The organism is Erwinia sp. AK-PDG3-5 (genome assembly GCF_056821705.1).
Genome location: NZ_CM165967.1, coordinates 3625730 through 3645955, shown reverse-complemented (window position 1 = coordinate 3645955; position 20226 = coordinate 3625730). Strand labels below are relative to the sequence as shown.

Annotated in this window: 20 protein-coding genes; 13 read left to right on the top strand and 7 right to left on the bottom strand. The window is 55.8% G+C overall.

Going from position 1 to position 20226, the window contains the following annotated elements; translation table 11 throughout:
* The first annotated feature begins 127 nt into the window (after positions 1-127).
* Together AC1UKS_RS16980 and AC1UKS_RS16975 are read left to right on the top strand one after the other, a co-directional pair.
* Positions 128-433: a PsiF family protein gene (locus AC1UKS_RS16980; protein WP_482434621.1), complete on the top strand. Its 306-nt coding sequence runs from the start codon at positions 128-130 to the stop codon at positions 431-433.
* Between the two features lie 208 nt (positions 434-641).
* Positions 642-2171, top strand: coding sequence for an FAD-dependent oxidoreductase (locus tag AC1UKS_RS16975; RefSeq protein WP_482434620.1), 1530 nt, complete (start codon positions 642-644; stop codon positions 2169-2171).
* A 36-nt stretch (positions 2172-2207) separates the two neighbouring features.
* On the opposite strand, the gene proC is transcribed toward AC1UKS_RS16975, so the two are convergent.
* The gene (proC, locus tag AC1UKS_RS16970) at positions 2208-2981 is read right to left on the bottom strand and encodes a pyrroline-5-carboxylate reductase (protein WP_482437022.1); all 774 of its coding nucleotides are present in this window, start codon (positions 2979-2981) and stop codon (positions 2208-2210) included.
* Positions 2982-3189: 208 nt separating this feature from the next.
* On the opposite strand from proC, the gene AC1UKS_RS16965 reads away from it, so the two are divergent.
* Positions 3190-3642: a YaiI/YqxD family protein gene (locus AC1UKS_RS16965; protein WP_053141783.1), complete on the top strand. Its 453-nt coding sequence runs from the start codon at positions 3190-3192 to the stop codon at positions 3640-3642.
* Positions 3643-3679: 37 nt separating this feature from the next.
* On the opposite strand, the gene AC1UKS_RS16960 is transcribed toward AC1UKS_RS16965, so the two are convergent.
* Positions 3680-4402, bottom strand: a complete 723-nt coding sequence (locus AC1UKS_RS16960) for a DUF2076 domain-containing protein (protein WP_482434619.1) — start codon at positions 4400-4402, stop codon at positions 3680-3682.
* Between the two features lie 305 nt (positions 4403-4707).
* On the opposite strand from AC1UKS_RS16960, the gene aroL reads away from it, so the two are divergent.
* The 4 genes from aroL to ppnP all read left to right on the top strand — a co-directional run bounded on the left by aroL (position 4708) and on the right by ppnP (position 6858).
* The gene (gene aroL / locus AC1UKS_RS16955; protein WP_265910012.1) at positions 4708-5232 is read left to right on the top strand and encodes a shikimate kinase AroL; all 525 of its coding nucleotides are present in this window, start codon (positions 4708-4710) and stop codon (positions 5230-5232) included.
* 107 nt (positions 5233-5339) lie between these two features.
* Positions 5340-5531, top strand: a complete 192-nt coding sequence (locus tag AC1UKS_RS16950) for a YaiA family protein (RefSeq protein WP_013200986.1) — start codon at positions 5340-5342, stop codon at positions 5529-5531.
* 298 nt (positions 5532-5829) lie between these two features.
* Complete coding sequence (locus AC1UKS_RS16945) at positions 5830-6507, top strand: AroM family protein (RefSeq protein ID WP_053142003.1); 678 nt, start codon at positions 5830-5832, stop codon at positions 6505-6507.
* A gap of 60 nt (positions 6508-6567) precedes the next feature.
* Positions 6568-6858: a pyrimidine/purine nucleoside phosphorylase gene (gene ppnP / locus AC1UKS_RS16940; protein ID WP_013200988.1), complete on the top strand. Its 291-nt coding sequence runs from the start codon at positions 6568-6570 to the stop codon at positions 6856-6858.
* 74 nt (positions 6859-6932) lie between these two features.
* Here ppnP and rdgC read toward each other — a convergent pair whose 3' ends face one another.
* Positions 6933-7844, bottom strand: coding sequence for a recombination-associated protein RdgC (rdgC, locus tag AC1UKS_RS16935; protein ID WP_265909878.1), 912 nt, complete (start codon positions 7842-7844; stop codon positions 6933-6935).
* 144 nt (positions 7845-7988) lie between these two features.
* On the opposite strand from rdgC, the gene mak reads away from it, so the two are divergent.
* Complete coding sequence (gene mak, locus AC1UKS_RS16930; protein ID WP_482434618.1) at positions 7989-8894, top strand: fructokinase; 906 nt, start codon at positions 7989-7991, stop codon at positions 8892-8894.
* A gap of 34 nt (positions 8895-8928) precedes the next feature.
* Here mak and eat read toward each other — a convergent pair whose 3' ends face one another.
* The gene (eat, locus tag AC1UKS_RS16925) at positions 8929-10293 is read right to left on the bottom strand and encodes an ethanolamine permease (protein ID WP_105759642.1); all 1365 of its coding nucleotides are present in this window, start codon (positions 10291-10293) and stop codon (positions 8929-8931) included.
* 238 nt (positions 10294-10531) lie between these two features.
* On the opposite strand from eat, the gene AC1UKS_RS16920 reads away from it, so the two are divergent.
* A complete protein-coding gene (locus tag AC1UKS_RS16920) occupies positions 10532-11536 on the top strand; it encodes a phosphotransferase enzyme family protein (protein ID WP_265909879.1) in 1005 nt (334 codons plus the stop codon).
* 147 nt (positions 11537-11683) lie between these two features.
* Complete coding sequence (qhpR, locus tag AC1UKS_RS16915) at positions 11684-12751, top strand: AraC-like transcriptional regulator QhpR (RefSeq protein WP_404828681.1); 1068 nt, start codon at positions 11684-11686, stop codon at positions 12749-12751.
* Here the strand turns inward: qhpR and AC1UKS_RS16910 are convergent.
* Positions 12748-13176: a cell envelope integrity TolA C-terminal domain-containing protein gene (locus AC1UKS_RS16910; RefSeq protein WP_482434617.1), complete on the bottom strand. Its 429-nt coding sequence runs from the start codon at positions 13174-13176 to the stop codon at positions 12748-12750. The two genes, qhpR and AC1UKS_RS16910, sit on opposite strands and share 4 nt — an antisense overlap.
* Before the next feature lie 308 nt (positions 13177-13484).
* Here AC1UKS_RS16910 and AC1UKS_RS16905 point away from each other — a divergent pair, with 308 nt between their 5' ends.
* From AC1UKS_RS16905 to AC1UKS_RS16895, 3 genes are read left to right on the top strand one after another with little or no spacing between them, the layout of a single operon-like run.
* Positions 13485-14162, top strand: a complete 678-nt coding sequence (locus AC1UKS_RS16905) for a CsgG/HfaB family protein (RefSeq protein ID WP_265909881.1) — start codon at positions 13485-13487, stop codon at positions 14160-14162.
* A gap of 18 nt (positions 14163-14180) precedes the next feature.
* The gene (locus AC1UKS_RS16900; protein WP_265909882.1) at positions 14181-14534 is read left to right on the top strand and encodes a DUF4810 domain-containing protein; all 354 of its coding nucleotides are present in this window, start codon (positions 14181-14183) and stop codon (positions 14532-14534) included.
* Positions 14534-15178 (top strand): DUF799 domain-containing protein, encoded by a 645-nt coding sequence (locus AC1UKS_RS16895; RefSeq protein WP_482434616.1) that lies wholly within the window; start codon positions 14534-14536, stop codon positions 15176-15178. Before AC1UKS_RS16900 ends, AC1UKS_RS16895 begins: the two co-directional genes overlap by 1 nt.
* 31 nt (positions 15179-15209) lie before the next feature.
* On the opposite strand, the gene AC1UKS_RS16890 is transcribed toward AC1UKS_RS16895, so the two are convergent.
* Positions 15210-18884, bottom strand: a complete 3675-nt coding sequence (locus AC1UKS_RS16890) for an SbcC/MukB-like Walker B domain-containing protein (protein ID WP_482434615.1) — start codon at positions 18882-18884, stop codon at positions 15210-15212.
* Complete coding sequence (sbcD, locus tag AC1UKS_RS16885; protein ID WP_482434614.1) at positions 18881-20104, bottom strand: exonuclease subunit SbcD; 1224 nt, start codon at positions 20102-20104, stop codon at positions 18881-18883. The genes AC1UKS_RS16890 and sbcD overlap by 4 nt, the downstream gene beginning before the upstream one ends.
* Positions 20105-20226: the final 122 nt, after the last annotated feature.

The following is a 20226-nucleotide window of genomic DNA, read 5'->3' as shown; positions in this document are numbered from 1 at the left end:
GCATGTATGCGGTGACGAGTTGAACCCTTTCATTATTCCCTTATGTTTATTTCTGCTTTTCTTTCTCACTCCCGTCAAAATTTCTGCCAAACTTTGAGTGTTCGTTAATCAAATAGGGATGGAAAATATGAAGCTGAAATATCTGATGGTTGCGGCAATGCTTTCGTTAATGGCCGGAGGTTATGCCAGCGCGGCAGAAAAGACCGCCCAACAACAAAAAATGACCATGTGTAATCAGCAGGCCGGTGAAAAGACCTTAAAAGGCGATGAACGAAAAACCTTTATGAGCAATTGCCTGAAGAAAGACAGCAAAATGGGATCGATGACGCCACAGCAAATGAAAATGAAAACCTGTAATACTCAGGCCGGTGAAAAAATGCTGAAAGGGGATGAACGTAAAACCTATATGAGCAGCTGCCTGAAAAAAAGTTAACCTGAGGTGGGCCTGCCCAGGCCCCTCTTTTAGCGCTCCCATCCGTCCCACCGTTCATTCATATTTCCTTAAATATTAATAATCCATAATAAACAATTAGTTAAATTTAATTTTCCTCGCTTCGCCTGCCCCTTTCCGATGCTTTCCCCTGTAAATGCCAGGCTTATTACTGTTGATGTGAAAACAGATAATAAAAAGGAGCCTTGTCGTGAGCTATCAAAATGCCATCGTTTTACAGGATCTCCCTGAGCGAAAACCCGTCAGAGTGCCGGTAGGTGAAACCGGTATTATTCTGATCCGCGAGCAGCAGGAAGTGAAAGCCTTCCAAAGCAAATGCCCCCACTCTGGCGCGCCGTTAGAGCAGGGCGCGATCTATGGCGACAGGCTGGTTTGCCCGTGGCACAAAGCCAACTTCAGCTTGAATGACGGCAGTCTGTGCGAGCCGTTAGCGCTGAGCGATCTTAAGCGCTATCCGGTCAGAGTAGAAAATGGCATGGTGCAGGTGGATCCCGAACCGCTGCCGCCGCTGGCCACTTTTCAGGCCGATTGTCAGGATCCGGTCTTTGTGATCCTGGGCACCGGCGCGGCAGGAGCGGCTGCGGCATGGACGCTGCGCAGGGAAGGCTTTACCGGCAAGCTGATCCTCGTCGATCGTGAAAGTGAGGCGCCCTACGATCGTACCGTGCTGACCAAATTTGTCCCTTCCGGCAACATGAAGATTGATGAGGTTCCTCCGCTGTTAAAAGAGGATTTCTCCGCCTATGCCGAACATAAGCTGGCGGACGTCGAACGGCTTGAAACCCGTAATCAGACCCTGCATTTCGCCGATGGCACAACGTTGGAGTATGACAAGCTGCTGATTGCCAGCGGCGGCATTCCGCAGCGACCAGATCTGGAAGGCAAGGCGCTGCAGGGCGTGCATGTGCTGCGCAGCCTTGAGCAGGCTGACAAGCTGCTGCAGGCGGTCGATACCACCAAACAGCTGGTGATTATCGGTAACAGTTTTATCGGCATGGAGCTGGCGTCTGCGCTACGTGCGCAGGATGTGAAGGTACAGGTGATTGCACCGCAACCGTTGCCGTTTAAAAACACCTTCGGTGAGGAGATCGCCGGTTATTTCTGCAAGCTGCATGAAGATAACGGCGTGGAGTTTATCGACGGCGAGGTGGCTGAGCTGAAGGAAGATAACGGTCATGTCAGTGCGGTTGCGTTAAAAAGCGGCAAAGTCGTGCCGGCTGATATTGTTCTGTTGGCCACAGGCGTCGCGCCGGGCACCTCGTTTATTCACGACATCCCGCTCAATGACGATGCCAGCCTGACCACCAGTGAGACGTTAGAAGTGGCCAGTCAGGTGTGGAGCGCAGGCGATATCGCCACCTTCCCCGCGGCATCAGGCCCGCTGCGAATTGAGCACTATCGGGTAGCGCAACAGCAGGGGCGGGTTGCCGCTAAGAACATGTTGGGGCAAAACGAAGCGTTCGATCGCGTGCCGTTCTTCTGGACCGCACAGTTTGGCACGCGCTACGAGTATCTGGGGCATGCGGAAGAGTGGGATGACTATCAGCTGTTTGGGTCGCTGGCAGATAAGAAATTTGTCGCGCTGTATGGGCAGAAAGGCCAGCTGGCGGCGGTGGCTTCTTGCGGGCTGTATACCTTCACTGCTGAACTAGTCTTGCGGATGCAGGAGCCGATGACGATGGCGGAAACCGCTGCGCTGGTCAAAGAGGCGCTGAAGTGATCGACAGGGGCGAACGCCGTTCGCCCCTTAATACCGTCAGGCCTTGCTCATCCGTTCGGATTTGGTCATGCACTGCTGCATTGCTTCCATCACCGCCGCACGGAAGCCTTTCTCTTCCAATACTTTCACCGCTTCAATGGTGGTGCCGCCAGGCGAGCACACCATATCTTTCAGTTCAGCAGGATGTTTGCCGGTTTCCAGCACCATCTGCGCTGCGCCTTTAACCGCCTGCGCGGCAAACTGATACGCCTGCGCGCGTGGCATTCCGCCCAGCACCGCTGCATCCGCCATCGCTTCGATAAACATAAACACATACGCCGGGGAAGAACCGCTCACGCCAACTACCGCATGGATCATGTATTCCGGCACCAGCGCGGCTTTTCCGAAACCATTAAAGATATCAACAATCTCATCGGCTTCTTCTTTGGTGACCAGCACGTTTGGCGTCACCGAGGTCATCCCTTCATTCACCAGTGCCGGCGTGTTCGGCATGACGCGGACCAGCTTACGGTCGTGGCCCAGTACGTTCGCCAGTGAATCCAGCGTGATGCCCGCCGCAATTGACACCACCACGGTATCTTTATTCAGGCTGCCGGCGATCTCTTTCATCACGTTCAAAATGACATTGGGTTTCACCGCACCAAACAGGATATCGGCCTGTTTGGCCACTTCTTCCGCACTGGAAGCCGGCGTAATGCCGTATTGCTGCTGCATCGCTTCATTGGTGGCCGGTTTACGGTCAAATACCCAGATGTTCTCAGGTGCGATCTGACCCGACGAAACCAGACCACCGATAATGGCTTTCGACATATTGCCGCAGCCAATAAAACCAATTTTCTTATCCACCGTTGTGCTCCCTGTTTCAGTCAGTATTTGATACGGCTCTAGCTTACGTCATTCCCGGCCTTTATCCAGTTTCCGCTTCGTTTAGCCGTTACCGGCAGATTAGATTTGCCATTCCTGAAAAGCACGGCATGATCTCCCTGTTTACCGTAATAACAAAAAGGAAAGGGGTCATATGCCAATCTGGGTGGATGCCGATGCGTGCCCGAAAGTGATCAAAGAGGTGCTTTACCGGGCTGCCGAACGCGAGCAGATGAAGGTCACGTTGGTGGCGAATCAGCCGCTTAGCGTGCCGCCATCGCGCTTTATAACCACGCTGCGCGTGCCGGCGGGTTTTGATGTGGCCGATAACGAAATTGTGCGCCGGGCTGAAGCGGGCGATCTGGTGATCACTGCGGATATTCCGCTGGCAGCAGAAGTGATGGAGAAGGGCGCGATTGCGCTGAATCCACGGGGTGAACGCTACAGCGAAGCCACTATTCGCGAACGGCTGACCATGCGTGATTTTATGGATACGATGCGGGCCAGCGGCGTGCAGACCGGCGGACCGGCGACGCTGAACCAGCGCGATCGCCAGCAGTTTGCCAATGAACTGGATAAGTGGCTGCTCAGCCAGAAAAAGAAATAATCAAGAAGCGGGCGGAGAATTCCACCCGCTGCGTTAATCAGACAAAGCTGTCGTCGTCGCCAAAATCATCGCCGCTGAAGTCATCACCTCCGAGATCAGCAAAATCATTGCTGCTATCCTGCTGATAACCCGAATCCTGGCTGGCGAACGAGTTGTCGTTGCCGGTGCCGTTAAAGGTATCGAGGTTATTATCAAAGTTTTCCTGCGGCATCGCCGGCTCGTTGATAATGTTCACAATTTCCTCTGGCTGCGAATGATGGAACATGCTGGTCAGCATATCTGCCATCACCACGCCACCGGCAACACCGACCGCCGTCTGCAATGCGCCACCTAAAAAGCCGCGCGTCGCGGAAGGGGCCGCTGCCTGTGCGGGCGCAGGCGCATATGCAGGCTGCTGCTGCTGTTGCGGAGAGCTGTTCCACGGGTTCTGCTGCTGGGCCTGTGGCTGTGCCGGCTGCTGCTGGCGCTGACTGCCGCCGCCAAACAGACCGGCCAGGAAACCGCCGCTGCTCTGCTGGGGCTGTTGCTGCTGGGCCTGAGCCAGTTTGGCCTCCAGCTCACTGACACGGTTATTTAGCTGTTTCAGTGCCGCTTCCTGAATCAGGATCGACTGCGCCATATAGTAAGGTGCGCCTGGCTGTTGCTGAACCTGCTGCTGGATTAATTTTTCCGCTTCGGCGTCACGCTGGCCGGACTGAGTTTCAGCCTGTTTTAAACGGCTAAACAGGCTCTCTATTAACTGTTGTTCTTCGCTCTGCATAAGTCTAACTCCGTAACGGGTGATGCTGACTATATTGGGGCTACGCGCGGGAAAGTAAACGTGCATCGGGTAAGGAAATGTTGCTGTTATCGCGCGATTATTTTGTGAGTGTAAAGTTAAAATTACGCCCTGTTAATTGTTATAATTCAGTCTGTTAATCGACCTGAGTCACAGGGCAGGTGTAAAGAAAAAGTGACTGCTGGTCGCACAGGGAAATTATCGGTATGATGCGACGCAAAGTTCATCATTATCTGCCTTCCGGCGTGGGCGTTGACCCTGACGAGCAGGCTGAGGAAGTGCCAGTTATGTCGTTACCCCTTTATCTGATCGGCGCGCGCGGCTGCGGAAAAACTACCGTAGGTCAGGCGCTGGCGAACGCTTTAGGCTATGCCTTCAGTGATACCGATCGCTACCTCCAGCAAACCACGCAGCGTACCGTTGCTGATATTGTGTCCGCAGAAGGGTGGGAAGGGTTTCGTCAGCGTGAAACGCTGTCATTAAAAGCGGTGACGGCGCCGGCCACGGTCATTGCCACGGGCGGCGGCATGGTTCTGGCGGCTGAGAACGGCAAATTTATGCGTGAACAGGGTCGGGTTATCTACCTGAAAGCGGACGCCAGTGTGCTGGCCGCGCGGCTGGAAGCGTACCCGGAGCAGGATCAGCGTCCGACGCTAACCGGCCGCCCGATAGCCGATGAAATGGTGGAAGTGCTGGCTGCCCGTGATGCGCTGTATCAGCAGACCGCGCATTACGTGATTAATGCCATGCAGTGCCCGGACAAAGTGGTTGAGGACATCATTACGATGCTCTCTCTGGCCCGCGCCAGCTAAATACTGCGGAAAAATACCAGTCTTTGTCTATACTTAGTCAGATACGCACGCAATTGTCGGGCCTTTATTGCCGACAGAGGCTTTTATTCTGACAAGAGGGAAATTATATGGCTGGTAAACCCCCGTATCCACGTGAAGCAAAAATTGTCCCGGTTAAAAAAGGCACCACCGAGAAAACCGTCACCTGGTATGAACTGCGCGCCGATCATCCTAAGCCTGACACGCTGATCAGTGAGCATGAAACTGAGCAAGAGGCGCAGGACGCTAAAATCCGTTACGAAGATAAAGACAAAGAGTGATGGCGGCCGGCAAGGATGCCAGCGATCTCTCCGCGAGATTATGACTTGACCCCGCCAGACCCTCCCCGTATTTTTCTGCGGCACTCTGATTTACATAAAATAAAAACCGATCATCCCTTAGCCCGAGCTGGACTGACTCTTGAAAGATTTTCTGAAAAACACCGCAACGCCTGTTGACCCTCACGCTGTTTCAGAGGCAGCTGCTATGCTTTCTGTATCTGTGGTTCCCGGTGCTGACACCACTGAGGATCTGGCGGTTACGTTCGCTGACAGGGCGAACTTTGCGGAAAGTAAAACGATGAAACACTCACTTGCAACACTTACACTAGGCCAGGCTGCCCGTAGCGATCTCCATCCTCTGCTACTGGAAAATCTCCCTGAAGAACAAATCGCCCACGTTGGATTGCTTGACGATCTGACCCATGACGAAATACAGCAAAAATACGCCACGGCAGGCAATGAAAAGGTGGTGATGACCCGCCTGGAAGACGGCACTCACGTGGTGCTTTCGGCCGCGAAAGTGGAAGCGGCGCTGCAAAACAAGATCCTCGAACTTGAACAGCAGGGCTTTGAGACTATCCTGATGCTGTGTAGCGGGCAGTACAAAAACCTGTTTACTGACAGCGCCATTCTGCTTGAACCTTACCGTATCCTGCCGCCGCTGGTGGACGCGATCACCGGTGGGCATCAGGTTGGTATTGTGGTGGCGCGGGAAGAGTATATCGCGGAGCAGGCGTACAAATGGCAAAGTCTGGGACAGAAGCCCCACTTTGCAGTAGCCAGCCCGTGGGAAACCAGCGATGATGATCTGATTGACGCTGCGCTGCACTTACAGGAGCAGGGCGCGGATGTGGTGGTGCTGGACTGTCTGGGCTACCACCAGCGGCACCGGGATTTCCTGCAGAAACTGTTAGGCATTCCGGTATTGTTGTCCAATGTGTTAATAGCCAAACTGGCAGCAGAACTGCTTGTGTAAACGAGAACTTCTCGGCACTTTTACACTGTTATCTTTTTCTCTGATTTTAAGGATGTTTATATGCTCAACGTCAGTGAGTACTTCGACGGAAAAGTGAAATCAATTGGTTTCGACAGTGCCAGTACCGGGCGCGCCAGTGTGGGCGTGATGGCGGAAGGCGAATATACGTTTGGCACCGGCCAGGCGGAAGAGATGACGGTAGTCAGCGGATCGTTGAAGGTGTTGTTACCAGGTGAAGCCGAGTGGAAGCACTTTGAGCCAGGCCAGGTGTTTAACGTCCCCGGTCACAGCGAGTTTCATCTGCAGGTGGCAGAGCCTTCTTCCTATCTGTGCCGCTATCTGAAAGATTAAACCTGAAGGGCCGACGCCGTCCGGCGCCAAAAGAAGCTCAGCCGTCTCGCGCTGAGCTTCTTTAATACATCCGCTTAACGTTTCGCTTCGCCACCCAAAGCTTCAATCGTATTGCTCACCAACGCCGCCAGCTCGCTGGTCATCAGAATAAAGTCGGCATCAAATCGCGCCTGAACATCATCCCGATCGATATCATCATTCTGTTCACGCAGGGTGTCTGAAAACTTCAGACGCTTCAGCGAGCCATCATCGGAGAGGATCAGCTGCACGCGCTCCTGCCAGTCCAGTGCCAGTTTGGTCACCAGTTTGCCGGCTTCTATATGGTTAGCAATCTCATCGCACACAAGATCCTGCTTCTTACAGCGGATCACACCGCCGTCTTCCAGCAAGGCTTTCAGCTCGGCTTCGTCCATCAGTGCGAAACCGGCCGGCGTTTCACCTGAACGCACCCATTCGGTCATGGTCAGCTCAATCGGGCTTTCCAGCGTCAGCGGCACCACCGGCAGCGAACCAAGGCTCTTGCGCAGCAGCGCCAGCGTATCTTCGGCTTTTTTGGCACTGGCACAGTCAACCATGATCAGGTTGTTAACGGTATCAATCCACAGGAAGGTCTGGCTGAAACGGCTAAAGGCGCGTGGCAGCAGGCTGTGCAGCACTTCATCCTTCAGCGAATCTTTTTCGGTCTTTTTCAGTTTGCGCTGCTGTTCGGCTTCAAGCTTGCCGATTTTGGCTTCCAGCGCCTGTTTGATCACCGTGGAAGGCAGGATTTTCTCTTCCTTGCGCGCGCAAATCAGGATCTGGCCATTATTGACGTGGGTAAATGCATCATGGCGCGGACCCATTGGCGAAACCCAACCGGTTTTTGCCATATCCTGGCTGCCACAGGGAGCGAAAGAGAATGCCTCAAGCTGTTTTTCCATCTCGTCAACCGCCAGTGGGATCTCGCGATTCAGACGATATACCATTAAATTCTTAAACCACAGCATTATGCTTTCCCTCTCGGGCGCGCATCAGGCGCGCTAATTCAAAGTCAGCGCGCATGATAGCGAATCGGCGGCGGGGTTTCATTGCCTTTCCGCCTCCGGCCTTCTAAGGTAAGACCATGACCGTCAAATAATGAGGAATAACAAGTGCGTATCGGAATAGATTTAGGTGGAACGAAAGTTGAGGTGATAGCACTTGCTGAATCCGGTGAGACGCTGTTCCGTCACCGCGTGCCCACGCCGCGTGATGATTATCAGCAGACGCTGGACGCCATTGTCGGCCTCGTCAGGCTGGCCGAAGAGAAGACCGGTGAGCAGGGCACGGTCGGCATCGGCATTCCGGGGACGCTGTCTCCTTACACGCGGCTGGTGAAGAACGCCAACTCGACCTGGCTCAATGGCCAGCCGCTGGATAAAGACCTGCAAAAAATGCTTAACCGCGAGGTACGTATCGCCAATGACGCTAACTGCCTGGCCGTCTCCGAAGCGGTGGATGGCGCGGCGGCAGGGAAGCAGACGGTGTTTGCGGTGATTATCGGCACCGGCTGTGGTGCGGGTGTGGCGCTGAACGGTCAGGCGCACATTGGCGGCAACGGTAATGCGGGCGAGTGGGGGCATAATCCGCTGCCGTGGATGGATGAAGATGAGCTGCGTTACCGCGAAGAAGTGCCGTGCTACTGCGGTAAACAGGGCTGCATTGAGACCTTTATCTCCGGCACCGGCTTCGCCACGGATTATCACCGCCTGAGCGGCGTGGAGCTGAAAGGCGCGGAGATTATCACGCTGCTGGAGCAGCAGGATCCGGTTGCGGAGCTGGCGATGAGCCGTTATGAGCTGCGGCTGGCAAAATCGCTGGCGCACATCATCAATATTTTCGATCCGGAAATGATTGTGATGGGCGGCGGCATGAGCAATAACGACCGTCTGTATCAGACCGTGCCGCAGTTGATGAAGAAGTGGGTGTTTGGCGGTGAGTGTGAAACCCCGCTGCGTAAAGCGGTTCACGGCGATTCAAGTGGCGTACGTGGCGCCGCCTGGCTCTGGCCGCAGTAAAAAAACAGGGCCGGGGGTCGGCCCTGTTTCTTGCTTACTCGCCTGCCAGCATCGCATCGCGCGGTGCGTTGGCACGCTGGTTTTTGGTCATCAGGAAGTAGATATAGCCTGCCACCATAAAGGCCACGAACAGGGCCCCAATCAGCGCATTAAACCACAGCATGGCAATCAGACAGACCACGGCCAGTACCAGCGCAATGCCCGGAACGATTGGGTAGCCCGGCGCACGGAAACTGCGCTCCAGCTCTGGCGCAGTGCGGCGCAGACGGAACAGGCTCAGCATGCTCATGATATACATCACGATGGCACCGAACACCGCCATGGTGATCATCGCGGCGGTCAGCGTCATGCCCTGCAGGTTAATCCAGCTGTCGCTGAAGATCGCGGCAATGCCAATCAAGCCACCGGCAATGATCGCGCGGTGTGGCGTCTGGAAGCGGGACAGCTTAGCCAGTCCGGCAGGCAGATAGCCAGCGCGGGACAGGGCGAAGAACTGGCGGGAATAGCCCAGAATAATGCCGTGGAAGCTCGCCACCAGGCCAAACAACCCAATCCACACCAGCATATGCATCCAGCCGGAGTTTTCGCCCACCACCATTTTCATCGCCTGTGGCAATGGATCGTTGATGTCCGACAGCTTACGCCAGTCACCCGCGCCGCCGGCCAGCAGCATCACGCCAATGGCCAGGATCACCAGCGTCAGAATACCGCTGATATAGGCCTTCGGAATGGTGCGTTTCGGATCCTTCGCTTCTTCAGCGGCCATCGCGGCCCCTTCAATGGCGAGGAAGAACCAGATAGCGAACGGAATAGCGGCAAAAATCCCGGAAAGCGCAGGCAGTCCGAAGTGCTCGCCACCCGACCAGCCATTGGCGGCGAAGTTTGCCACGCTGAAGCCCGGCGCGACTACGCCCATAAACACCAACAGCTCAAGCACTGCTAACACCGTCACCACCAGCTCAAACATCGCCGCTAGCTTAACGCCAAGGATATTCAGCGTCATAAAGATGATATAGGCGCCCACCGCGGCATATTTCGGATTCAGATCGGGGAACTGCACGTTGAGATAGGCGCCGATAGCCATCGCAATGGCCGGCGGGGCAAAGACGAACTCAATCAGGGTTGCCATACCGGCAATCAGGCCACCGGTTTCGCCAAAGGCGCGACGACTGTAAGCAAAAGGGCCACCGGCATGCGGGATCGCCGTGGTCAGTTCGGTAAAGCTAAAAATAAAACAGGTATACATAAGGGCGATCAGCGCGGTGGTGACCAGGAATCCTAAGGTTCCCGCCACACCCCAGCCGTAACTCCAGCCAAAATATTCGCCGGAAATCACCAGACCTACCGCAATGCCCCACAGATGTATTGTGCCCAGAGTGGGCTTCAGTTTGCCTGTCATAACGCATTCCCCGTGATGAGTTTTATTGTCAGTCGATAATGCAGCCGCGGCCCGCCGGAATACTTGACGCTGGCGTAAGGAATTTTGTGCTCTGCTGTCAACTCAGAAGCAAAAAAAGCGCCAGATGCACGCTAAAGTCAAAAGAGGGTCATCTGCGGTCAAGCGGGTCAGAGGCAGGTGACGCCATGCTGGTATCACACGGCGGGTAACCGACAGCCAACCATCACGGAGCCAGACTATGACTGCCACGCAATATGACAACCTGGATACAGCCGCGCTGCTGAACCTTGCTGAGCGCACGCTCACCCGTTATCCCGCAGCCTTGCAGGGAACGCTGAGCCTGCTTTGCCGCTCAGAGAACGCCACGTTTTTACTGCAAGCCGGTGGCAAGCGCTACGCGCTGCGCCTGCATCGCGGCAATTATCATCAGCGTGCGGATATCGAAAGTGAACTGCACTGGCTCGATGCGCTGCGGGAAACCGGCATCGTGGTGCCGCAGGCGGTGCCGGATAAAGAGGGTCAGACCGTGCAGACGCTGCAACTGGAAGACGGTAGCGAGCGCCATGTGGTGCTGTTTGACTGGATTGAAGGCGAGATGCCAACCACCGAGGTCGATCCGCGTGCCTTCCAGCAGTTAGGCCATATCACCGCCCGCCTGCATCAGCACAGCAAAAGCTGGCAGAAGCCGGCGGGATTCCAGCGCATCATCTGGGATCACCAGACGATGGTCAGCCCGCAGAGTCACTGGGGCGACTGGCGCGATGTACCGAATCTGCGTCTGCAGGATCGTCCGGTGGTGGAAGAAGCGATTGCCCGCGTCGGGAGCGAACTGACGATCTTCGGCAAAGACGCCTCGCGCTACGGCTTGATCCATGCGGATCTGCGGCTGACCAACCTGCTGCTGCACAAAGGTGAGACGCGGGTAATCGACTTCGACGACTGCGGCATGGGCTGGTATCTGCACGATCTTGCGGCAGCGATCAGTTTTGTCGAGCACCATCCTCGTGCAGCGGAGTGGGTGGAGCACTGGATCAAAGGTTACGAGCAGATTGCCCATATCAGTGATGAAGAGATGGCGATGCTGCCAACCCTGCTGATCCAGCGCCGCATCCAGCTGATGGCGTGGGCCGGATCCCATGCCGAAACCGAGATGGCGCACAGTCTTGGCCCACAGTGGGCGGATCATTCTGTGCGCCTGTGCCGCCGCTACCTGGAGACCCGCGAGCTTCCGGTTGGCGCCTGAGTTGCACCCGGAACGGGCAGGCATGCTGCGGGTACCGCATCTGCCCGTGATTGTCCTGTCATAACATCTTGTTTTTAAACGTCACCGCCGAGGTTGGTATGAATATTGCTGCATTAGCAGCATATTTTCTACGCCGAGGCGACGATGATGGAAACCGGTCTTATCAGACAGCCTGACATGGCAACGGCGCTGAATGCCAGCGCCGTCAGTAATCGTGGGGTTCTGGCGGCGGCAGCCAGCGGCCTGAGCAGTTTTATCAGTGAGAAGGGCGGCGATGTCGACCGCATTTTTGGCGTCAGCGGCATCGATCCCGAACTGCTTTCCAGCCCGACCTTAAGCCTTGGGCTGATCAACTACTGTCGCGTGATGGAAGAAGCGGCGCGTTATTCAGGTTTTGATAACTTCGGTTTGCACTACGGCAAGCAGTTTAAACCGCAGTCATTAGGTCTGATTGGTTACGTCGGACTGTGTTCGGCGACGCTGGAACAGGCGTTGCAGAACGTGGTGAATGCCTTTCCGTATCATCAGCACGACACGCTCACCCGGCTGGTCGATAAAGGGGATTGCTGGCGGCTGGATTACCAGGTACGCCACGGCGCGATCCTCTGTCGCCGTCAGGATGCGGAACTGACGCTGGGGATGTTTATGAATCTTATTCGCCACGTGGCGGGTAAAAACTGGGCACCCAGAGAGGTCCATTTCGAGCATCCACGGCCTTCACAATGGCATGAGCACTGCAAAGTGTTCGATGCGCCGGTCTATTTTGATCAACCCTTCAACTCATTACTGATCCCGAAACGCGATCTGGCACGATCGATGCCGGACAGCGATCCGATGCTGTTAATGGTGATGCAGGATGCGATCCGCCGCCTGAACAGCGCCACGCCCCAACAAAATATTGTCGATCAGGCCCGTGCGCAGGTGCATCTGGTATTGCTGAAAGGTGAGCCGGTGCTGGAGGAAGTGGCTGAAAAAATGGGGCTGTCGAGCTGGTCGCTGCAACGGCGGCTACGCGATGAAAACCTGAGCTTCACCGCGCTGGTGGACAAGGTGCGTTGCGAAATGGCCAAGCACTACCTGCAACAGCGCCAGCTACCAATTTCAGAAATGGCGCTGCTGTTGGGCTATTCCGAAGTCAGCGCCTTTTCCCGCGCCTTCCGCCGCTGGTTTGGCATCAGCCCACGTCAGTGGCGGCAGCACGAGTTGGCCGGTTAACCGGCCGGCTTGAAGTCGAGAATAATTTCGCTGGGGAATTTTTTCGGTGGCGCGGGCAGATTTTCCGCGCTGCTGACCACGCCCCAGGCTTTCTTACACAGTTGCTCATCGCCCGACGTACTCAACACGCTATACCGCCCATTCTGTTTCCAGCTGATGGTCAGCACGCATTCGCGTCCGACATAACGCGCGTGGTCATAAAAATTGCGCTGAATACCGTACTGCATTTTCGCGTAGTAACGGCAGTCTTCCTGAGACATTTCTGCGGTGGCGGCTCTGCACTGCTGGTCAGCAAACGCCTGCATTTCCTGCGCCGTCGCCGGGGCATTTTGCTGAGTATTTTTAGCTGACTGGCAGCCGGCCAGCAGCGTCGTCATCACCGTTGCCGCCAACACCCATGCCATTTTGTGCCGATTCATTTTCATTTATTCATCACTATTTCTAAAGAATCCTGACGTCCAGCCGATAGTTTATCCTGTTAGCTACTTGCTGGCTGACTCTTTTTTCGCCGTCAGACTCTTTACAGATAAATCTCTACTTCAGCGGAAATATTCTCTCAGATTAAAACAAACTGGCAGGGAATTTACTTACTAACGGAAATAAATTATTTTTCAATTCTCCTCTTCCAGCGTAAGTTATGCGTGTTTTTATTAAGTGCTTCGGTAAGTAGAGCAACAGGTTTGCCGTAAATGAAGCCGTCAGACGGGTTTTCACCTTAATTCATGGAACAGAAATGAAACCTTATATTAACGTCCTCGCATTGACCTTATTAAGTAGCGCCATGCTCAGCGGTTGCGCCACCGAATCCTCGCGTGCCATTGAAGCGCCTCAGGTGACAGCTGCCACGCAACCGGCCTGGCAGGGCGCTAAAAGCCCCATCGCGGTCGGTAAGTTCGATAACCGCTCCGCGTATATGAACGGCATCTTCTCAGATGGCGTCGATCGTCTGGGTAATCAGTCTAAAACGATTTTGATCACCCACCTGCAGCAAACCGGCCGCTTTAACGTGCTGGATCGCGCCAACCTGGATGAGCTGAAGGCTGAAGCGGGCTACAAGCGCAGCGCGCAGACCATCAAGGGTGCGGACTATGTGGTGACCGGCGATATCACCGAGTTTGGGCGCAAGGAAGTTGGCGATCAACAGCTGTGGGGCATTCTGGGTCGGGGGAAAACGCAGGTTGCTTATGCGAAAGTGAACCTGAACATCGTCGATGTTGCCACCTCTGAAGTGGTTTATTCCGTGCAGGGCGCGGGCGAATATCAGCTTTCAAATCGTGAAGTAATTGGCTTTGGCGGCACCGCCAGCTATGACTCGACGTTGAATGGCAAGGTGATCGATCTGGCGATGCGTGAAGCGGTAAATCATCTGGTCAGCGGACTGGAGTCCGGCGCATGGCGCGTAGCTAAATAACTCAGGGAAGGGAAAACAATGCGTATTAATAAGACACTGCTCATCGCGACAACCGCGCTGTTATTGACGGCCTGCGCCGAAAAAAGTAGCAATATCTATTATTGGGGTGACTATCAGCCCTCGCTTTATAGTTATTACCAAAAAACTGCGGCACCTGAAAAAGAAATTGAGACGCTTAATGCAGTTATTCAGCAAGCCCATGCCAAAAATAAACCGGTAGCGCCAGGCCTGCGCGCGCAATTGGGATTGTTGTATGTCGATACCGGTCATCCGGATCTGGCATTTGAGCAATTTAACGCCGAGAAAACCGCGTTTCCAGAATCCGCTCACTATATGGACTTTCTGATGCGTAATAAGCAGGGAGCAAATTAATGAAGAAAATCTTAGTTATTTCCGCCGTCCTGGCGGTGCTGGCCCTGACCGGCTGCGCCAAAAAAACGCCTTATGATTACACTGCGTTCCGTGCCAGCAAGCCGGCCTCGATTCTGGTGCTGCCTGCGGAAAATCGCACCACGGATATCAATGCCGCCCACAGTTTTGCCTCGCTGGTAACGCAGCCGCTGGCGGAATCGGGCTACTACGTCTTCCCGGTCGCCGTGGTGGAAGAGACCTTTAATCAGAACGGCCTGACCAATGCCAACGACATTCGTGGCGTCAGCGCGGCTAAGTTGCGCAGTATCTTCAATGCGGATGCGGCGCTTTACATCGATATCACCTCGTACGGCACCAGGTACATTGTGGTAGACAGCGTGACCCAGGTGACGGCCACTGCAAAACTGGTGGATTTGCGCACCGGCACGCAGATCTGGAGTGGGTTGGCCACCGCGGCGAACAACGAAAACAACAATAACCAGGGACTGGTGGGGATGCTGGTTGCGGCGGCGGTGAAGCAGATCGTCAACAACGTCAGCGATGAGGCGCATACCGTGGCCTCTGTCACCAGTGCCCGTTTGCTCAGCGCTAATGACAATGGCGGCATTTTAAAAGGGCCGCGCGCGAAATCGCCGACCCTGTAAGTCATGAACGGGCGCCCTCCAGGCGCCCGCTTTACGCCGAAGGCGTTTCCAGCTTGCTGTAACCCAATCCGTTGACTTTTCTGACCTTGATCTGCACCGGGATGCGCTCTTTCATCGCTTCCACGTGGCTGATCACGCCAATCGTTTTGCCACTGGCATTCAGGGCATCCAGCGCGTCCAGCGCACTGTCCAGCGTTTCCGCATCCAGCGTGCCAAAGCCTTCGTCGAGGAACAGCGATTCAATGCGGGTTTTATGGCTGACCAGGTCCGACAGCGCCAATGCCAGCGCAAGGCTGACGAGGAAACTTTCGCCACCGGACAGGGTGCGGGTATCGCGCAGCGAATCTGCCTGCCAGGTATCCACCACCTGCAACTCCAGCGCCTCTTTTGATTTACGCTGCAAAAGATAGCGTCCGTGCAGCCGGTTCAGCTGGTTGTTCGCCAGCCACACCAGGTGGTCAAGGGTCAGTCCCTGGGCGAACTTACGGAATTTATCCCCTTCGCGGGAACCGATCAGCTGGTTGAGATAGCCCCAGTCTTCCACTTCCTGTTCGTTCTGCCTGATTTGTTCCAGTAACGATTGCTGCTGCTGGCGACGTGCGGCATCGCTGGTTAACTGCTGTCGGGTTTCCCCTTGCTGACGATTATTCTCTTTCAGCTGATTAGCCAGCCGGCCGACCGCTTCACTTAACGCCTCAGTTTGCTCCGTGAGTTCGGCGGGTTTCTGCTCAAGATGACGATCCCGGTTTTTTTGCGCCTGTTGCAGCAATACGCTGGTTTGCTGGCGACGCTGGTCGTGCTGCTTTTGCAACGCACGCAGTTTCAAGGTCTGCTCTTCATCCAGCAATGCCGCAGTGAAGGCCGCTTCATCACTGAAATGACTGTCGGCCAGCGCGGTATTCAGTGATTGCTGAGCATCTTCAAGCCGTCGTGCCAGCGCAACCGACTGCTCAGATAGTGAGTTATGCTGTCCGGTCAGTGTATTTAACTGGTTCTGCTGAGTCTGCCACTGTTGCAGGCAGGCCTGGCTGCTTTCCGCATGGCGCTGAGAATCCAGACGCAGCTGCTGTTGCACCGCTGAAGTCGCCTGCTCGCCAAACAGCTTGAGGCGTTGGGCTCTCAATTCGCTCAGCGATTCAGCTTCGGCGTTAAGGCGCAGTGCCATTTCCGCAAGGCGCGATTTTTCGCGGCCGATCTCATCGCTCAATGCCTGCTGCTGAGTGGCAAGGGTCGTCAGCTGTGGCAACAGGTCAGTTAGCGCCTGCTCCGCTTTCAGCCACTGCTGCCACTCATCTTGTCTGCTGGCCAGCCAGCTTTCATGGCTGCCCGGCTCGGGTGGCGTCAGCGCAGATTTGGCCAGCGAGGCCTGCAGGTCGTCGCGCTGCTGCTGCACGGCGGCCTGCTGCTGTTTATGCTGCTGCTCCAGCTCGCTCAGTGCCTGTCGGGTAGTAAGCAGTTGCTGACCTGCCAGCTGTTGCTGCTGCTGCAAAGCTGCCAGCTCATTCTGCTGCTGGTTCAGCGCATCCTTCTGCTGTTGCAGTTCACGCGCGCTTTTCTGCAGGCTGAGTAAGTTAGCCTGACCCTCAGCTTCTGACTGGTCCTGATCGGCCAGCCATTGCTGCGTTTCTTCCCGGTCTGCCAGCGTCAGGGTTAACGCCAGGCCATTGACTGCGGTCTGCCACTGGCTTTGTAACTGTGCGGCTTCATGCTCGTTCTCTTCCCGCAACTGCTGCTCTTTCTCCGCCTGCTGCTGCAGGTTTTTCAACTGTTCACGCGTCGCCGTGCCCTGATCTTTCAGGCTATCGACCTCGGCTTTCAGTTTGACCAGCCGCTGCTGATTTTCTGACGGCTCAAGGGCCTGATAGTCGGCAATCGCAGGATGCTCGCACGAGCCACACAGCGGACAAGGCTGACCGGCTTCCAGTAAGGCCCGCTGCTGCTCCAGCCCGGCAATGCGCCTCTCAAGCTCGCAGCGCTTCTCCAGATCCTGCCAGTGCTGATGCTTCTCTTTCCAGTTCGCGCGCAGCACCTCGAGTTGCTGTTCGGTCAGCTTCAGCTGTTTTTGACCTTCTGACTGGCTGGTTTGCTGTCGCTGCATGCGGGTTTGCAACTGCTGCCACTGCGGGATGAGGAGCGCCAGGGTTTGTCGGAGTGGACGTTGCTGGCTGAGCTGGGCCAGCGAGGCCTGCAGCCGATCTTCCGGATGCTGCAGCTGACGCTGGTGATGCAATTTTTCAGCTTCATCACAGCGGGTTTTAGCCTGTTCCAGCTGCTGTTGCTGAGGCTGTATCTGCCGATCGAGTGCGGTGTAATGCTGTTCCTGCTGAACCACCTGAGCGGCCTGTTGCGCACTACGTGCCTGTAGTGCAGTCAGCGCCAGTTCGCTCTGATGCTGCTGCTCAAAGCGCACGCGCCACAGGGGAAGGGAGGCACCCCAGCCGGAAAAGTGTGGATGCGCCTGCTGCCACTGGCGGGTTTGCTGCTGCAGAAGCTGCTTCTCAGCCTGGGATTTCTGGTTCTGTTGCAGGGCGTCCTGCCGACGATTAAGAGATTGTTGGTACTCACTGACCTCTTTTTCGAGCAGCTGGTTTTGCTGGTTCAGCGTGGCGATGCGGTTATCCAGCGGCAGCACTCTGTCGGTAATCACCGTTTCCTGCTGCTGGCGATGCGCTTCATGCTGTTGGCGTGCCTCATCGGCCGCTTTCAGCTGCCGGGTTAAGCCGATCAGCTGCTGCTGAGCCAGATCTTTTTGCTGGGACAGGCTAAGCAGCTGGACGCTGAGCTGATGTGCATCCTGCTGATACTGTTCGCGTTGTTGCCAGAGCGGGCGCAGTTTTTCTGCCGGTTCGGCCTGAACCAGACGGGCCAGTTCGCTGCTGTCCTGTTGCCAGGCGCTTTCGGCCTGCTGATGATCGTCTTCGGCCGCTTTTAGCGCCTGCAAGGCCGCGTGATATTGCTGCTGCCATTGCCATAAAAGGCTGTGCTGCTGATGTTGCGAAGTGAGCGCCTGCTCATCCTTCACCAGCTGCTCTAACTGGGTTGTTAGCAGCTGCAGTTGCTCTTCGTCGAGCAGCGCCATGCCGCTGGCCTGCGCGCGCAGCGTATCCAGCGCCACTTTGGCGTTTTTATGCCGTTCAAAGACGTTGGCGGACAGGCGACCGTAGATTTCGGTGCCGGTCAGCTCTTCCAGCAGCTCCGCCCGGCTGTTGGCATCGGCATTCAGAAAGGCGGCAAACTGCCCTTGCGACAGCATCATCGATTTGGTGAAGCGCTCGAAATCCAGCCCGGTCAGCGCCGTCAGCATATCCAGCTTGTCTTTCACCTTATCGGCGACGATTTTGTTGTCATCACAGCGGGCCAGCTCGACGCGCGGGGCCTGCAAATTCCCATCCACCGCGCCGCGTGCGCGGTTCTGGCTCCAGAATGCCCGCCAGGCCACGCCTTTCACTTCAAATTCAACCTCGGCCAGACATTCTGAGGTGTCGCGGGTCATCAAATCGTTCTGCGTCTGCGAGAGTTTCCCCAGCCGCGACGTTTCGTGGTACAGCGCCAGGCAGATGGCATCCAGCAGGGTGGTTTTTCCCGCGCCGGTCGGGCCGGTGATGGCAAACAAACCGTTGCTGGCAAAGGGCTCGGCGGTAAAATCAATCTTCCATTCGCCTTTCAGCGAGTTGAGGTTTTTGAACCGTAGCGTCAGGATTTTCACGGTTGCACCTCATCATCAATTTCTGCCAGCGTCAGGGTGAACAGCTCCGTCGCCCGCGCCAGCCGTTCAGGCTGTTCATTTTCTTCCAGCGCCAGACGGCGGCTAAACACCTCCTGCGCGCTGAGTTCGCTGAGGGTTTCGTTGTTTTGCCGGTCGATAACCTGTTCCCGCTGCTCGCGGCTGCGGCGCAACAGCACCACCTCAACCGGCAACGCCTGCGTCAGTTCCTGAATACGCCGCTGAAGATCGTTCAGCCACGCCTGGGTGGAAATCTCGATATCCAGCCACACCGGCTTGCCATCTTCACGCGGCGCAATCGCGGCCAGCTGCTGCTCAATCTCTTCCAGTGAGCCTTTGATCATCTGCATCGGCTGAAACAGCGGGACGGAGAGCGTTTCAACCTGGCTCAGCTTGCCGTCGGCAAAGTCGACCAGAAACACGCTTTTGTCTTTGCCCAACTCGTCAAAACTGAGCGGAATAGGGGAGCCGCTGTAGCGAATATGCTCCGTGTTGGCGATGCGCTGCGCGCGGTGGATATGACCGAGCGCGATGTAATCCGCCGGGGGAAATGCCTGGGCCGGAAAAGCATCCAGCGTGCCGATATAGATATCGCGTACCGCATCACTTTTGGTCACGCCGACGGTGGTCAGATGGCCGGTAGCAATAATCGGCAACGGTAAATCCAGCCTTTGCCGCTCGGCCTGCGCCGCCTGCCAGCAGCGATCGTAATGCTGGGTGATGGCGTCCAGCAGAGTCTGCTGCTTCTCATGGCCAGACTGACCGGCCTGGCTGACGGTAATATCACGCGGGCGAAGGAAGGGGATGGCGCACAGGACCGCGCCAGGTTCGCCGTTGCGCTTATTCAGGATCACCACCTGCTGGGCGATATCATCACTGGCCGCGGCGATCACCCGGGTATTGAGGCAGGCCAGCAGCTCACGCGATTCGTTCAGCGTGGCGACGGAATCATGATTGCCACCCAGCACCACCAGCTGACAGCCGGTTTTCTGGAGGTTGACCACGAAACGGTTATACAGCTCACGCGCATAGCTGGGCGGTGAACCGGTGTCGAAGATATCCCCCGCGATGATAATGGCATCCACCTGATGTTCCACCGCCTGAGCCAGCAGCCAGTCTGTAAAAGCCTGATGTTCCGGGGCGCGGCTTTTGGTGTAAAAAAATTGGCCCAGATGCCAGTCTGACGTGTGGATTATTCGCATGAGTTCCCTTTGAGGCGCAAGGCAGAGTCGACGATTATAAACAGCAACGCGTAAAACCCCAGTCTGAATGACTGGAACCTTCACAAAAGTGTTATAAAACGGCGGTCCGGGCCGTGCTTTTT

What these genes read in the sequence shown, in the direction of transcription:
- AC1UKS_RS16980 (WP_482434621.1), top strand. Translation starts at nt 128, where the DNA reads ATGAAGCTGAAATATCTGATGGTTGCGGCAATGCTTTCGTTAATGGCC.
- proC (WP_482437022.1), bottom strand. Translation starts at nt 2,981, where the DNA reads ATGTCGAAAGCCATTATCGGTGGTCTGGTTTCGTCGGGTCAGATCGCA.
- AC1UKS_RS16965 (WP_053141783.1), top strand. Translation starts at nt 3,190, where the DNA reads ATGCCAATCTGGGTGGATGCCGATGCGTGCCCGAAAGTGATCAAAGAG.
- AC1UKS_RS16960 (WP_482434619.1), bottom strand. Translation starts at nt 4,402, where the DNA reads ATGCAGAGCGAAGAACAACAGTTAATAGAGAGCCTGTTTAGCCGTTTA.
- aroL (WP_265910012.1), top strand. Translation starts at nt 4,708, where the DNA reads ATGTCGTTACCCCTTTATCTGATCGGCGCGCGCGGCTGCGGAAAAACT.
- AC1UKS_RS16950 (WP_013200986.1), top strand. Translation starts at nt 5,340, where the DNA reads ATGGCTGGTAAACCCCCGTATCCACGTGAAGCAAAAATTGTCCCGGTT.
- AC1UKS_RS16945 (WP_053142003.1), top strand. Translation starts at nt 5,830, where the DNA reads ATGAAACACTCACTTGCAACACTTACACTAGGCCAGGCTGCCCGTAGC.
- ppnP (WP_013200988.1), top strand. Translation starts at nt 6,568, where the DNA reads ATGCTCAACGTCAGTGAGTACTTCGACGGAAAAGTGAAATCAATTGGT.
- rdgC (WP_265909878.1), bottom strand. Translation starts at nt 7,844, where the DNA reads ATGCTGTGGTTTAAGAATTTAATGGTATATCGTCTGAATCGCGAGATC.
- eat (WP_105759642.1), bottom strand. Translation starts at nt 10,293, where the DNA reads ATGACAGGCAAACTGAAGCCCACTCTGGGCACAATACATCTGTGGGGC.
- AC1UKS_RS16920 (WP_265909879.1), top strand. Translation starts at nt 10,532, where the DNA reads ATGACTGCCACGCAATATGACAACCTGGATACAGCCGCGCTGCTGAAC.
- qhpR (WP_404828681.1), top strand. Translation starts at nt 11,684, where the DNA reads ATGGAAACCGGTCTTATCAGACAGCCTGACATGGCAACGGCGCTGAAT.
- AC1UKS_RS16910 (WP_482434617.1), bottom strand. Translation starts at nt 13,176, where the DNA reads ATGAAAATGAATCGGCACAAAATGGCATGGGTGTTGGCGGCAACGGTG.
- AC1UKS_RS16905 (WP_265909881.1), top strand. Translation starts at nt 13,485, where the DNA reads ATGAAACCTTATATTAACGTCCTCGCATTGACCTTATTAAGTAGCGCC.
- AC1UKS_RS16900 (WP_265909882.1), top strand. Translation starts at nt 14,181, where the DNA reads ATGCGTATTAATAAGACACTGCTCATCGCGACAACCGCGCTGTTATTG.
- AC1UKS_RS16895 (WP_482434616.1), top strand. Translation starts at nt 14,534, where the DNA reads ATGAAGAAAATCTTAGTTATTTCCGCCGTCCTGGCGGTGCTGGCCCTG.
- sbcD (WP_482434614.1), bottom strand. Translation starts at nt 20,104, where the DNA reads ATGCGAATAATCCACACGTCAGACTGGCATCTGGGCCAATTTTTTTAC.